Raw genomic sequence first — 12,707 nt, forward strand, 5'->3', positions numbered from 1 at the left:
GAGGCTCTGCTGTTGAATAGCTCACAGCTTCGTTGTATGATGCAGCATAATAGTATGGTATTGAATGGAAAAGAGGTAATAGTGTGATCTCCTACACCGATTTTGAGAAAGTAGATATTCGTGTTGGTAGAATCGTTCAGGTGGATGATTTTCCTGAAGCCAGAAAACCAGCTTACAAACTGCTGATTGATTTTGGCGCGGAAATAGGTGTCAAGAAATCATCGGCACAGATTACAAAGCATTATACGAAAGAGGCGTTACTGGGCCGAGAGGTGCTTGCGGTCGTGAATTTCCCGCCTAAAAGGATCGGGCCCTTTATTTCCGAGGTGCTCACACTTGGGGTTCCTGATGGTGAAGGTGGAGTTGTGTTGCTGCAACCAACACAGGATGTGCCTGTTGGCGGGCGCATGTATTAAAGATGCATTGAGGAGGAAGCAATAATGCAGACGCTTATTCAGGATGGGGCAACCGTCTTATTTCAGGGAGACAGTATTACCGATGCAGGCCGCATCCGAGAAGATAAGTTCAATCTGGGAGCAGGTTATGCTATGATGGCGGCAGCCTGGTTTCAGATGTGCTATCCAGAGAAGCGCGTTACTTTTTTGAATCGGGGCATTGGCGGAGATCTCAGCGTTGATTTGACGCGTCGTTGGGACCGTGATTGTCTGGCGTTGCGTCCAGACTGGGTTTCTATTTTAGTCGGGATCAATGATGTCTGGCGACGCTATACCGAGAGCCGTCTAACGACAGTCGAAACCTATGAACAGAACTATCGAACGCTGCTGGACCCGCTACGCCAGATGGGGACACGGCTGATCCTGTGCGAGCCCTTTGTGCTGCATACGCCCTCTGATCGGGAGCAGTGGCGCGAAGATCTGAACCCGAAGATTGAGGTTGTACGGAAGCTGGCGCGGGAATATGATGCTGTGCTGGTTCCCTTTGATGAGGTATTTGCTCAGGCTGTGCAGCGCCGTGAACCGCAGTTCTGGGCATATGATGGGGTGCATCCAACCGAGGCCGGACATGCGTTGATGGCGCGTACATGGCTCAGGGCCATTCATGCATTGGAATAGAAGGATTTCTCAATCCGAAAAGCCGTACCCCCCACATGAGAAGTACGGCTTTTCGGCTGCTTTATTTGACGACAATGACAATTGGCAGTGCGACATTAGCATCGATTTCGACCTTTTGCTGTTCTCCGTGAACATACAATCCGGTAGATGAACCGCCATCCAGATTTAAAGCCGTCTGAATGGAAAGGTCGGATGCGACAAGTAGATCTGCCATTTCGTCAAGCGTAAAGGCCAGCATAGAGCTGACAATGAACAGAAGATTCCCTTCTTTATCAAGCGCAACCACAGTGCGGCGTTGTACATCGGCATTTGCATTGAACTCAGCACGTTTCCCATCGATGACCAGCATCGGTGCTGATTGCGTCGCTTGCTGCACGCTTTCGCTGGATGGATCGTATGGCTGCTGGTTCAGTGAGCGCAGGCCGATCGTCCCCTGTGCATCGACGGAGAGCATTCCACCAAAGCCTTCATAGGAGTTCCCGAACGGTTGGCCGTTGCTTACCAGCAATGCGGTTGGCCTGTTCTGTGCATCAAAGTAGCCACCATTGATGATCGCCCGGGCTCCTGTTTTCTGCATCCACTCCTTGACGGTCAGCGGCTCAGTGGGCTGATATGCGACACTGAGCTTGATACTCTGGGGCTTCATGCGCACAATAGTGATAAGATCCTCATTGTTGCCTGCACCCTTCCAACGCTCATAGCGTACCTCTATTCCCGAGGAGGAAGGGAGCCATTTATTGAGTATCTGGCCGTTCGCTTGATTCCCCGAATTGTCCGTACCGATGCTCAAGCCGGGCAATGAACACGAAGACAAGATAATGCTGAGCAAAAGTAACAACAACAGAAAAGGTGTGCGTTTTTGATGCATGAGAATTCGTTTTCTGTCCTTGCTATCTCTTCCAGTGTGTTGCCTCAATCGCAGAGACCGTTCCTTTGTAGGCTTCCGCAAGTTTAAGTGCGGCGTTGTGGGCGGCGCTCTCGATGGTGTCGTCCAGAGGCGTGAGTTCAACCTTGCCGTAGCGGCGCTCAAGGGCACGCTGGATCAGGAAATCAGTAAACCAGGGATTTTTTGGCAGCAATGGACCATGCAGGTAGGTGCCGAAGACATTCTTGTATACTGCGCCTTCGCCGCCATCCTTGCCATTATTGCCCCAACCGGAGAGGACGCGCCCGAGCGGCTTTGCTTTTGGGCCGAGATAGGTACGTCCACTATGATTCTCATAGCCAACCAGAATCTGTTTGCCTGAGCCGAAGTCACATTCGAGCGCCATATGCGTCATAAAGCGCTCAGAACTGCCCTCTGTATGCATGTCGAGCAGGCCTACGCCTTTAAGCTCTGGACCCTCGAAGGGTTTGTAGGAATGGCCGAGAAGCTGATAGCCCGCGCATACGCTCAGGAAGACGGTTCCGGCCTCTGCCGCTTCACGCAGTGAGGGCGCTTTCGCCTGAATATCTTGCGAAGCGATCTCCATCTCGCGGTCAGCGCCACCGTGGAAAAGGATCAGGTCATATTGAGTAAAATCCGGCGTCTGCTTGACATAAATGGGATCAACCTCGGTTGCGATTCCGCGCCATTTACAGCGCTTCTCGATAGAGAAGAGGTTTCCTCTATCGGCTGCCACACACATCAACGTCGGGTAAAGGTGGGCAATTTTCAGCACTAAGCGCCCGCCGTTCTCTTGCTGGCTCATGTTATTCCTCCCAGTAGTGTTTGACCCAACCGCGCTTCTGCATAATCTTGCGCAGTTCCTGTGTTGGTGTATAGCCGCTGAGAATATAGAGCGTGCCACCGGGTTCTACATTGCGCAGAGCGGCATCAAGTGCGGCTTCACGATCATGAATCATCTTGATTTTGTCTGTAGAGACTTCGGCATATTTCAGACGCATTGCCAGTTCCTCGGCCTTGTTGCCACAACAGATGGCGTCAAGGATATCTGGCACAATCTCCTCAATATCGGCATCCCAGAGCCAGGCAAAATCTTCGCCATCAACGACCGTGTTACTCATCGCGAGCAACAGATGCTTTTTCCCTTGATGCTGTGCGATCAAGCGCATTATCAAGTTAAATGAGGTTGGATTCTTGACGAATGACAGGTAGATGGTTTTGTCACCAGCCTGAATCTTCTCCAGGCGTCCGAAGGCCGGGCGAATGTGGCTGAGCGCGGCGTCCGATTTTGTGATGTCGAAGTCAGCAGCCATCGATGCAGCGATTGCTGCCGCGGCGTTGTAGACGTTATGCAATCCGGGCAAGGGAATTGTCAGTTCGATATCTCCCTGTGGGGTACGGATCGTGGTGTGCGTCGGGCCCTCACCATCGGAGGCAAGCTGTACCGAGGTGGCCGCGAAATCCAGCTTGGGCAGCGTGTAGCCACAGTTGGGGCAGCTATACAGGCCGAGATGCGAGAGGTATGCAACTTTGTATTCAAGGTCATGATTACAATGAATACAGCGAATGATATCTGCTGACTGCTCAGGAACCGGTGTCCCGACCTCCATTGTTTCAAGGCCAAAGTAAACACGGCGGGCTCGGGCGTTCTGACCGAAGTTTGCAACCTGAGGATCATTGCCGTTAAGCACGATGGTGGCCGTCTCTGGCAGGCTTTCCAGCATCTTATCAAGGGCCTTTGCCACGGAATAGAGCTCACCATAGCGGTCAAGCTGATCGCGGAAGATATTGGTGATAACCACCACATCCGGCTGAATCTCCGGCACGGCATGCGGGATCGTGCCTTCGTCGATCTCGAAGAGCAGCACATCACAGTCAAGGTTGCCAAAGATGCTGGCGGCGTTGACCGCGACGGAAGTTACGCCCTGAAGCAGGTTGGAACCGGTTCGGTTCTGTGAGACCCGGAAGCGGTTCGCGTCAGCGATCGCTGCGGTCATACGCGCGGTAGTGGTCTTGCCGTTACTGCCAGTGATAACGATCTTTCTGGCTTTGCTTGCACCAACGACGGACTTTAAAACATTAGGATCAATTCTGCGGGCAATCATTCCCGGAAGGCTGGTGCCACCTCCTATGCGAAGAAGTCGACCGGAGGCACTGGCGAGTTTTCCAGCAGAGATAGCCAGCGCAAGGCGAGCACGGTCAATGCCGCTTGGTGATTCTGCAGCCGGAAGTGTCGGCTGTGGCCTGGCTTGTTCTTTATGTTCGCTTTTTACATCCTTTGTCTGCATATGCTCTTTTACTTTCGTCCTGAAAAATGAATCAATTCAGAGAAGATCAGGTTATTTCTATAGGTTGTTTGCAGTATAACAGACCGCGCGAGAATGGGGCAAGCTTGCTAGTCACAATGTCAGTGTTGTATTTGCATACTTTCTTTTTAGATGATGTGGAAAGAGACAACCTGTTTCTTGCTGAGAGGGAGACCACCCTGAAAGGGTGATCTTCCCTCTGCTATACCTTCTTGCATGCTTTGCGAGAAAGGTCGCATTGAATTGAACTACGATCGAATTGTTGTGTAATGAACGAGCCGTTTCCAGCTTTTGGCTGACTCTTCGGGAAACCGAAGGTGTTCAGACCGCCATTTTTGTCAAAGTAATTCATAATCGGTCCAGAAATACTATATCCGGTATAGACATAGTAGCGGCCTTTATCGGCTGTCGGAATCGTAAGTTCCTTCTGGTCTTTCTCAAAGAAATTCCAGTCGGCATCGTATGGAATGGGGTGCTCTTTATCTACTTCAGCAGGAGAGATCCATGTATAAGAGTTGAAGCCCCAGTTCATCAGGCTGCGCATATCAGTCCACCAGTCCTTTGTGTGGATCGCGACGCCGATCAGATGCTTGCCATTGCGTGTACAGGAAACGACCTGCACAAAATTCTTCTCGCCATCCCATCCCGGTTTTCCTCCGTCGACGCCCGGATACCACCAGAGAAACTGATTGCCGTTGATCAGAGTGAACTCGGGATGCTCTTTTGTCTTCGGGATATCATATTCTTTCGTGGAGGAGATCGCTTTTACCAGCTTGTTGCTCAGGCTCTCCTTCCCTAGAATTGCCAGATCATGAGAGCTGGAATAATGCTCTTTTTCCAGCAAGCCATGAGGATTCATAAAATGTGTATCCCGCAGACCCAGTTGTTGCGCTCGCTGGTTCATCAGAGAGACAAATGTGTTGAGATTGCCGCTAACACTATCGGCGATCGCAACCGCTGCATCGTTGCCCGAGACCAGCATCAGGCCATAGAGCAGATCTTTCAGCGTATAGGTTTCACCCTTTTTGATCCCCATAACCGAACTGTCTTCCGAAAGCTCACTGATATCCTTCCAGATTTGCCCCTCGATTTTGATCTTTTGATCCAGCTTCCCATGCTCAACGGCAAGGAGGGCCGTCATCAGTTTGGTAGTACTGAGGATCGGGAGCCGGGTAAAGGGATTATGCGCATATAGTGTTTCGCCGGTATCCGCATCCAGCAGGTAGGCAGCCTGAGCGAAGACCGGGGGTGAGGGATGGTCGGTACTGGGTGGATGAATTACCAGTTGATGCGGGTCTTCTGTTGGTTCAGTCTTTGGTGTGGCCGTCGTATGCTCCGTTGTGCTTTGTAGCGGCGTGATGATCTGCTGAGGCTGTGGACGAATCGCGCTAACCGCCAGCGGCGTAATGAGCAACAGCGCCACGATAGCCGTAATGAGCACTGTCAGAGAGCGCTGCCGCGGCATTGTTTGCAGGTAAGCCAGAAAGGAACGTGGTTGCTGCTTTTTGGTGCTCCAACGTCGGTTGGTGGCCGAGTATGGCTGATAGACCGCTTTGCGGGTACGCGGTTTCAGAGATACTTTTGACGGCGTGTTGAGCGGCGTCAGTGCGGCCATGTCCTCGTCTGCCTCTGCATCTGACTCGCGTAATACCCTGGTTGCACGTTCCTGCGGGGTAGGAGGGGCAAGCCGTGCGCGTGAGCGTCTGGGCATACGAGAATGAGGCCGGAGGATCTCCGTGCTTGGCGACAGTTTATCGGTTGGACTGGTCATATCCTCCAGTGTAGGCTCATCCTCATCCATGTATTCCGTTGCCCGGCTTCCTCTGCGTGTTGTGCGTCTTTGAGCCGGAGGACTATAGGCCGAAGTATCCATGACATTACGCCACTTCCTGGGTCTGGCTGTTTCCTGGGAGGTCTCTGTTGCTAATGAATAGTCTTCTTCGTGCGGTGGCTGTGTAGCCATGCTCCGGTTTCTCCTTAAAGGGCTTGTTTGCCATTTCTAAAGGTATGAATATAGTCACGATAATGTAACAGGGTATTACATTCTTTTAAGATCGTTCTTTTGCAGAGTTACGCAGCAATGCTTATATTACCCGGTTCTTATCGCTCTTTCAACCCTTTCCTGTCTATATAGACGGGGTTTAGGGGGTTTTTGGTTGCAATGAATCCCTGCTCTGCGGCGCTCTATTTCGCTTGGAATGGGTCAGTAGTATAGATATAGCGGCGGAAATGAGGTGTGTGTTCGGAAGGATATTTTCTATGTTGTCTAAGAAGGAGTATCCCAGGGACTTTCAGGCTATATCCGGGAAGAGGAAGGTTCATTTTCCTCTCTCTTTGTTTGCTCCCCGTCGTCTGTCGCCGGCTGTTTTCATGCTCATCTGTCTCTTTTGTCTCTCGACTGTCCTATCGGTCCCCTTGCTTCTGATAGCGCAACAGCGAGAGCAAGCACAATTTTCACCTGTACAGGCGACTGAGGTTGCCTGTACCCGGCTCCAGATTCATCAGGAAGAGGGCACATTGGTGGCGCTACAGGCCGCAGTACTGAAGCTACAGACCGGATCGGGGCGGGTGCTGGACATCGCCTATAACGAAGATACTCGCTTTCTTGAACGAGCGCCGCTGCGCGCCTCTGGCCTGCGGGAGGGCGTACCGGTTGAGGTAGTGGTTTCGCGTAAAGATACTGTCTCCACTGCCTCCGATGATATCTATACCGCTCAGACCGTTTTTGTGTTGAATACCAGGCTTGATCCAGTACCGATACGGCTACAGCAACTCTGTCCCTTCGCCCGGACACAAGAGCAGGAGCTTCGCGGCACGGTGAGTAAGCGCACGCGTGATATGCTGCTTGTGAGGGCACTGGATCAAAGCGGAGTTCCATCTGAGTTCAAGGTGGCGCTCACGAACAAAACCGGTCTGTTTGCGCTGAACGAGGGCTCTGTTGTCAGCTTGCGTGAGGGCAACATACTTTCTCTACTGGTGATGGCCGATGTTCAGCATGAAATGATGGCGCTGAGTGTGCTGCAAGAGAAATAGCGGAGAAACCTGCTTGGAGGAAATGTTATGGTGGAGAAGACCGCTATAGAACCGGAGATAGAAGATATTGAGGCGCATTTTGGTCTGGCGCCGCGTCGGCCTTTCTGGAAACGGTTTCCCCGGTCGATATTGATAGGATCGCTTTTTCTGGCACTGATACTCATTGTCTCTCCCTGGCTGATTTCGCTGGCTGTGCGGCCTCCCTATGCCCTGGCAAGCACTGTTGCGGGCAATATCGCCGTGAAGCTGTCGGCTCCGGGCGTGTTAAAAGCGCGAGCTCTCTACAACATGCAGTTCCGTGAGACGGGACAGGTAAGTGAGATCAGTGTCTATGTTGGGCAGAGGGTCAGACAGGGGCAGGTACTGGCAAAGCTGACAGTCGACGATACATTATTACGGGCTGACGTTAGCAAACAGCAGGAGGCGGTCGATGCGGCGCAGGCGGCTGTAGATACCGCTCGAACCAATCTGAATGCGGCTCAGCAACACCTCAATTATATTCAGTCCACGAATGCCGCGACGCTGGCAAGCGCACAGCAGGAGCTCCAACAGCAGCTAGCTGTCTGTACCACTGAGGTGTGCAGGAAGCAGGCCCGAAATACCTTTACCCGTGTCCAGAATCAGCTTAACGTCGATAACACAGCAGCGCAGAATCAGCTTAATGCCGCGAACGCTCAGGTGGAGAGCGCACAGGGAACGTTGCAGATCGCTCAGGTCCAACTGGCCGAAGCGCAAAAGAAGCTGGACGAGGTGCTCACCGGAGCGCTATTAACAGCTCCAGTCAACGCAACAGTTGCCGCGATTCATGGTACTGTGGGTCAGATTATCTCGGGAGAACAGCACACCGAGCAGCCATTTATCGTGCTTGCTGACACCGATTCGTACACCATTGCGGCACAGGTCAATGAAACTGATATCGGACGTGTCCGACGCGGACAGCCAGCGCTGTTTACAGTACAGCCCTATCCAGGACAGACGTTTCGTGCCACGGTCTCCACAGTAGAGACGGTTGGCGAAACGATCAACAAAAAGGTGATGTATACGGTGCATTTACAGGTGGATCAGCAGAGTATCAAGGATGCACAGCTCTATTCAGGGATGTCGACACAGGTAACGATCACTACCGATCAGCGGATAGGAGCGCTCTTGATTCCCACCTCGGCCCTGGAATTCGCGGAGAAGGCGCTTCAGGCCGGAAAGGTCGAACAGAGTCGTGTTGCCTCGCTGTTGCCGCTGGTGCAACAGGGGAGAAAGCGGCATATTGTCCTTCAGTGGCGTGATGGTGTGCTGGAACCGCTAGTCATTGATGTCGGGTTGAATACGGGAAAGTATGTTGAGGTACTTTCCGGGCTTCAGAATGGGGATCAGGTGGTGATCGGTGAGTAAGGGAGAGCAGAATGTGGCATAATGGAGCTAAAAGGACGATACTATCAATGCTGTCTGGCGAGGTGAAAATACTATGAGCACACTCATTGCGGTTGCGCAACTACAGTCACATGTTCAACCCGAAGAGAACCTGCCGAAAGCTGTTGCAGCAATCAACAAAGCGGCCTCTCGTGGCGCTCAACTGGTGGTGTTACCAGAGATCTTTATGGCATGGCTCTCGCACGAGAACTTTAATGCTGCTACAGCGCGACAACTTGCGCAGCCCCTTGATGGGCCCTTTGTGACCGGGTTACGTCAGGCTGCTCGGGAGGCGAATATCTGGGTGGTGTGTGGCACATTGGAGACGGCAGAGGGAACGGTTGACAAGTCATATAATACGACCGTCGTTATTGATAATAGCGGAAACCTTGTCACCTGTTATCGCAAGACACACCTGTTTGATGCTTTTGGCTATCTTGAATCGAACGTGTTTGCTCGTGGAGAGCAGCTTTTCCAGCCAATCGAAACGCCATTTGGGCGGATGGGGCTGTTCGTCTGCTATGAGTTGCGTTTCCCGGAGGTCGCCCGGGCTCAGGCCGCTCAGGGAGCTGATTTGATCGTCGTTCCAGCCGGATGGGTCAACGGCTCGATGAAGGAGGTGCACTGGCGGAACCTGGTGACAGCGCGCGCGATTGAGAATACAACCTATGTTGTTGCCTGCAATCAGGTGGGTCATCAGTTTCTGGGCCGCTCGTTGATTGTTGATCCGATGGGGGTTGCGCTGGCCGAGGGCCCCGAAGTGGAAAGTATGCTATATGCTGAGATCGATAGCCAGCGGCTCGCTCAGGTGCGCTCAACCGTTCCTTCCGTTTCACATCGCCGCCCCGAATTGTACCACCTGTTGCATTGCTGATGCATTCAGGTTATCATGTTCGGAAATAGAGCCAGGGCAAAAGCGCGTATAGAGAAGGATAACACAACAGGCAAGCGTTTTTGCCCTGGTGCTTGTATTGCCGATTTTAAGTATTTAAATGGCGGCGCGGCAAAGCAGCTACAGATATTCTCTGAAGAAAGGAATGCATACCAGATGGAGCTTGCCGAGATCAAAAGGCTTATCGAGGAAGGGGAGATCGAATTTATCAAGCTCGGTACTCCCGACATTGAAGGAGTCTTTCGGGGGAAGAGGGTAGCAGCACAATTTTTTCTGGACTCCCTGGAGGAGGGATTTGCACAGTCAGACGTTATTTTCGGTTGGGATATTGCTGAGAACGTTCTACCAAACCTGGATATTAGCAACTGGGAACGCGGCTTCACCGATTTTGTGATGAAGCCTGATCTCTCGACCTTTGCGCTTGTCCCCTGGGAGCAGCGGGTTGCTTCCTGCATCTGTGATATGTGGACAGAACATGGTGATCCCATTCTCGTTGCGCCGCGCTATGTATTACAGAAGGTGATCGAGCGTGGGCGTGAGATGGGGTTTGAGGCAATGGCAGCGGCTGAGCTCGAAGTGCGCTATTTCCGTGAGACACAGATCTCTTTACGCGAGAAAGATTTCAGCACCAATCTGGTTCCGCTCAATCCAGGGACAAATTGCTATGTAATCAGCCATGCCACCACGGACGAACCGTTGATCGGGCATATTGCGCGAATGATGCGCGATTATGGCATCGAGATTGAGGGCTACACACGAGAACACGGCCCTGGCATGTACGAGATGAATATGCGCTATACCGATATCCTGTCGGCTGCTGACCGCACCATGCTATTTAAGAACGGTGTGAAGGAGCTGAGTCACCAGCTTGGCTATGTCGCGACCTTTATGGCAAAGTGGAACGACAAAGAGGACGGCAGTAGCGGCCATACCCATCTCAGCTTGTGGGATCGCAACCGTGAGCGTAATGTCTTCTGGGATACAGACGCCGAGGGCCACATGTCCGAAACCATGCGGCACTTTGTGGCGGGTGTACTGGCGAAAATGCCGGAGTTGCAGGTCCTGTACGCGCCCGTGATTAACTCCTACAAACGCTATATTGAAGGATCCTGGGCTCCGCTGAATACCTCATGGGGCATGGATAACCGTACCTGCGCTGTGCGTGTCATCAACAGCGGTAAGCGCGCTATTCGTATTGAGAACCGGGTACCGGGCTGTGATGCGAACTTCTATCTGGTGCTGGCAGCTATGCTGGCAAGCGGCCTCTATGGGATTGAGCATAAGCTTGAGCTGCCAGGCCGCCTTGAGGGTAATGCATATAGCCGTGCTGCGCTTCAGAAGGCAATGCAGGAGGGCGCGATTCAGCCGCTTGCACGTAACCTGACCGAGGCGACCGATAGATTTGAACAGAGCGAGATGGCCCGGGAGTATCTGGGTTCCTACTTTGTGGATCACTTTGTTGCTACGCGCCGCTGGGAGGTGCAGGAGTTTGAACGCGCTGTCACTGACTGGGAGCGTCGTCGCTATTTCGAGCTGATCTAAGCACCTGGGAGGGGTGGTCTCTGCCAACGAGACCACCTTTTTTCGGCTCTGGCTTCGGCCATCAGCGTGATGCTATCTTCCCTTTCTCGCTTGTTGTATTTCCAGATGAAGCAGAGAATAGACATGATTGATGCGCCTCTCACTCTCTATAAAGTTACAGCCTTTGCAACGCGCAAGAATGGCTCAGAGCTGCTCGTATTTCACCATCCCACAGCGGGTGTACAGGTGCCTGCCGGAACCGTTGAAACAGGCGAAACGCTGGAGGAAGCGCTTGTCCGTGAGTTGTTTGAAGAGACAGGACTGCATGCAACCGGAGGTATCAAGCACCTGGGAACACAAGTTTCCTGCTTGAGCGAGGAACGAGGTGTTCTGCTGCGCTCGGTATTGTTGCGAACCGAACCGATGGAAGCAGCAGCAGTTGTGCCCGAGACCGATATTTTGCGCGCGGAACTCGGTAGAGGATGGGCGGTCCGAGTACTGGAGCGTACCGATTCCTGGGCTCGCGTTCTGTATGAGGAATATGATCTCTCCGTTCAACCATCGCTGGTGCGGGCGAGCCTTGAGGGATGGATTCCGGCCCGGTTTCTGGCCTCGCGTCTGGAGCGCAGCTTTTTCCATGTGCCAATGCTGGATGCGACACCGGATACCTGGGACTGGCAGCCAAAGGGTGGCTTTCAGGAGCAAATGCTCCTCTTTCGGCTCTTCTGGACCCCCCTCGTGCCGCGTCCGCGCCTTGTTGCTGGCCAGGATGAGTGGCTTGCGAGCATGTATACCCGGCTGCTGGACGAGGCGACTAAGCCTTTTTCTGGATAAGACATCGATAAACCTGCTCGCCATAGCCTTCCCAGACGCGCTGAAAGTGGGAGCGAACAGGCAGGTCAGAACCTGTCAGATAGCGCTCACTATGGCATTTCTGAAAACGGGTATCCTGTTCAATGATTGCGAGCATGTCGAAAAAGAAATCGCATACATCGGTCATCACGCTGAGTGTGCCTTCCGGCTTCAGGGCTCGATGCATCTGTTCAAGGAACTCGGCGTTCAGTAGGCGACGCTTCTGGTGTCTCGGACGCAGATGCGGATCGGGAAAGTGAAGATAGACGCTTTTCAGCGTATCGGGCATCAGCAGCGGATACATCTGCCGGAAGTCAGCATTGATGAACTTGAGATTAGGTAGACGATACCTCACAGCCTGCTCTACCGCTTTATCCAGCATTTTCCGGGAGATGTCCACGCCTACAAAGTTTGTGTGTGGACGCTCACGGGCCAGGAAGAGGAGCAATTCGCCGCTACCGCAACCTATTTCGAGTTCTAAGGGCTGCTCATTCTCAAAGAGTGCGGCTGAAGTCAGAGGCGGGAACTGTTGCCAGTTGTGAAAGAGCGCTTCGGGTGAGTAGCAGCGTAGATAGTGTTGCTGTTCGTGCTGATCGATCTGCTGAGCGCGTGTGAAGCGCAAGAATGTACGCCGTGGCATGTCGCGTCGTCTCCTTTCTCCTGTATGATAGCCGCCCTTTTGCACGGATGCAAGGTTTTTCTCTGCCGTGCTATGATGTAGAGGTTGTGGTTTATGGGTG

At 52.7% G+C, this 12,707-nt stretch carries 12 protein-coding genes; 7 read left to right on the forward strand and 5 right to left on the reverse strand.

Annotation, left to right across the window (positions count from 1 at the left end; all coding sequences use genetic code 11):
- Nucleotides 1-83 precede the first annotated feature (83 nt).
- Both EI42_RS07145 and EI42_RS07150 read left to right on the forward strand, forming a co-directional pair.
- Nucleotides 84-416 (forward strand): tRNA-binding protein, encoded by a 333-nt coding sequence (locus EI42_RS07145; RefSeq protein ID WP_111320320.1) that lies wholly within the window; start codon nucleotides 84-86, stop codon nucleotides 414-416.
- 24 nt (nucleotides 417-440) lie between these two features.
- A complete protein-coding gene (locus tag EI42_RS07150) occupies nucleotides 441-1,073 on the forward strand; it encodes an SGNH/GDSL hydrolase family protein (RefSeq protein ID WP_111320322.1) in 633 nt (210 codons plus the stop codon).
- 61 nt (nucleotides 1,074-1,134) lie between these two features.
- On the opposite strand, the gene EI42_RS07155 is transcribed toward EI42_RS07150, so the two are convergent.
- From EI42_RS07155 to EI42_RS07170, 4 genes are all read right to left on the reverse strand, one after another.
- A complete protein-coding gene (locus tag EI42_RS07155; RefSeq protein WP_111320324.1) occupies nucleotides 1,135-1,941 on the reverse strand; it encodes a phosphodiester glycosidase family protein in 807 nt (268 codons plus the stop codon).
- A 22-nt stretch (nucleotides 1,942-1,963) separates the two neighbouring features.
- Complete coding sequence (locus EI42_RS07160) at nucleotides 1,964-2,764, reverse strand: type 1 glutamine amidotransferase (protein WP_111320326.1); 801 nt, start codon at nucleotides 2,762-2,764, stop codon at nucleotides 1,964-1,966.
- A 1-nt stretch (nucleotide 2,765) separates the two neighbouring features.
- Nucleotides 2,766-4,247 (reverse strand): MurT ligase domain-containing protein, encoded by a 1,482-nt coding sequence (locus EI42_RS07165; RefSeq protein WP_111320328.1) that lies wholly within the window; start codon nucleotides 4,245-4,247, stop codon nucleotides 2,766-2,768.
- A 220-nt stretch (nucleotides 4,248-4,467) separates the two neighbouring features.
- Nucleotides 4,468-6,228, reverse strand: coding sequence for a D-alanyl-D-alanine carboxypeptidase family protein (locus tag EI42_RS07170; RefSeq protein ID WP_111320330.1), 1,761 nt, complete (start codon nucleotides 6,226-6,228; stop codon nucleotides 4,468-4,470).
- 371 nt (nucleotides 6,229-6,599) lie between these two features.
- Between EI42_RS07170 and EI42_RS07175 the strand changes: the two genes are divergently transcribed.
- From EI42_RS07175 to EI42_RS07195, 5 genes are all read left to right on the forward strand, one after another.
- A complete protein-coding gene (locus EI42_RS07175; RefSeq protein ID WP_211326066.1) occupies nucleotides 6,600-7,298 on the forward strand; it encodes a hypothetical protein in 699 nt (232 codons plus the stop codon).
- A gap of 27 nt (nucleotides 7,299-7,325) precedes the next feature.
- Nucleotides 7,326-8,684, forward strand: a complete 1,359-nt coding sequence (locus EI42_RS07180; RefSeq protein ID WP_111320334.1) for an efflux RND transporter periplasmic adaptor subunit — start codon at nucleotides 7,326-7,328, stop codon at nucleotides 8,682-8,684.
- Nucleotides 8,685-8,757: 73 nt separating this feature from the next.
- Nucleotides 8,758-9,576 carry a carbon-nitrogen hydrolase family protein gene (locus EI42_RS07185; RefSeq protein ID WP_111320336.1) on the forward strand — a complete coding sequence of 273 codons (819 nt, stop codon included), beginning with the start codon at nucleotides 8,758-8,760 and terminating at the stop codon, nucleotides 9,574-9,576.
- A gap of 174 nt (nucleotides 9,577-9,750) precedes the next feature.
- On the forward strand, nucleotides 9,751-11,136 hold the full coding sequence (locus tag EI42_RS07190) for a glutamine synthetase family protein (protein ID WP_170142424.1): 1,386 nt from the start codon (nucleotides 9,751-9,753) through the stop codon (nucleotides 11,134-11,136).
- A gap of 123 nt (nucleotides 11,137-11,259) precedes the next feature.
- Nucleotides 11,260-11,949 (forward strand): NUDIX domain-containing protein, encoded by a 690-nt coding sequence (locus EI42_RS07195; RefSeq protein WP_111320340.1) that lies wholly within the window; start codon nucleotides 11,260-11,262, stop codon nucleotides 11,947-11,949.
- Here the strand turns inward: EI42_RS07195 and trmB are convergent.
- Complete coding sequence (trmB, locus tag EI42_RS07200; RefSeq protein ID WP_111320342.1) at nucleotides 11,930-12,607, reverse strand: tRNA (guanosine(46)-N7)-methyltransferase TrmB; 678 nt, start codon at nucleotides 12,605-12,607, stop codon at nucleotides 11,930-11,932. The two genes, EI42_RS07195 and trmB, sit on opposite strands and share 20 nt — an antisense overlap.
- Nucleotides 12,608-12,707: the final 100 nt, after the last annotated feature.

Source organism: Thermosporothrix hazakensis (genome assembly GCF_003253565.1).
GTDB lineage: Bacteria > Chloroflexota > Ktedonobacteria > Ktedonobacterales > Ktedonobacteraceae > Thermosporothrix > Thermosporothrix hazakensis.

Excerpts from the sequence above, each read along its gene's own strand:
- trmB (WP_111320342.1), bottom strand. The coding sequence starts at position 12,607 with ATGCCACGGCGTACATTCTTGCGCTTCACACGCGCTCAGCAGATCGAT.
- EI42_RS07165 (WP_111320328.1), bottom strand. The coding sequence starts at position 4,247 with ATGCAGACAAAGGATGTAAAAAGCGAACATAAAGAACAAGCCAGGCCA.
- EI42_RS07155 (WP_111320324.1), bottom strand. The coding sequence starts at position 1,941 with ATGCATCAAAAACGCACACCTTTTCTGTTGTTGTTACTTTTGCTCAGC.
- EI42_RS07150 (WP_111320322.1), top strand. The coding sequence starts at position 441 with ATGCAGACGCTTATTCAGGATGGGGCAACCGTCTTATTTCAGGGAGAC.
- EI42_RS07190 (WP_170142424.1), top strand. The coding sequence starts at position 9,751 with ATGGAGCTTGCCGAGATCAAAAGGCTTATCGAGGAAGGGGAGATCGAA.
- EI42_RS07180 (WP_111320334.1), top strand. The coding sequence starts at position 7,326 with ATGGTGGAGAAGACCGCTATAGAACCGGAGATAGAAGATATTGAGGCG.
- EI42_RS07160 (WP_111320326.1), bottom strand. The coding sequence starts at position 2,764 with ATGAGCCAGCAAGAGAACGGCGGGCGCTTAGTGCTGAAAATTGCCCAC.
- EI42_RS07195 (WP_111320340.1), top strand. The coding sequence starts at position 11,260 with ATGATTGATGCGCCTCTCACTCTCTATAAAGTTACAGCCTTTGCAACG.
- EI42_RS07170 (WP_111320330.1), bottom strand. The coding sequence starts at position 6,228 with ATGGCTACACAGCCACCGCACGAAGAAGACTATTCATTAGCAACAGAG.
- EI42_RS07185 (WP_111320336.1), top strand. The coding sequence starts at position 8,758 with ATGAGCACACTCATTGCGGTTGCGCAACTACAGTCACATGTTCAACCC.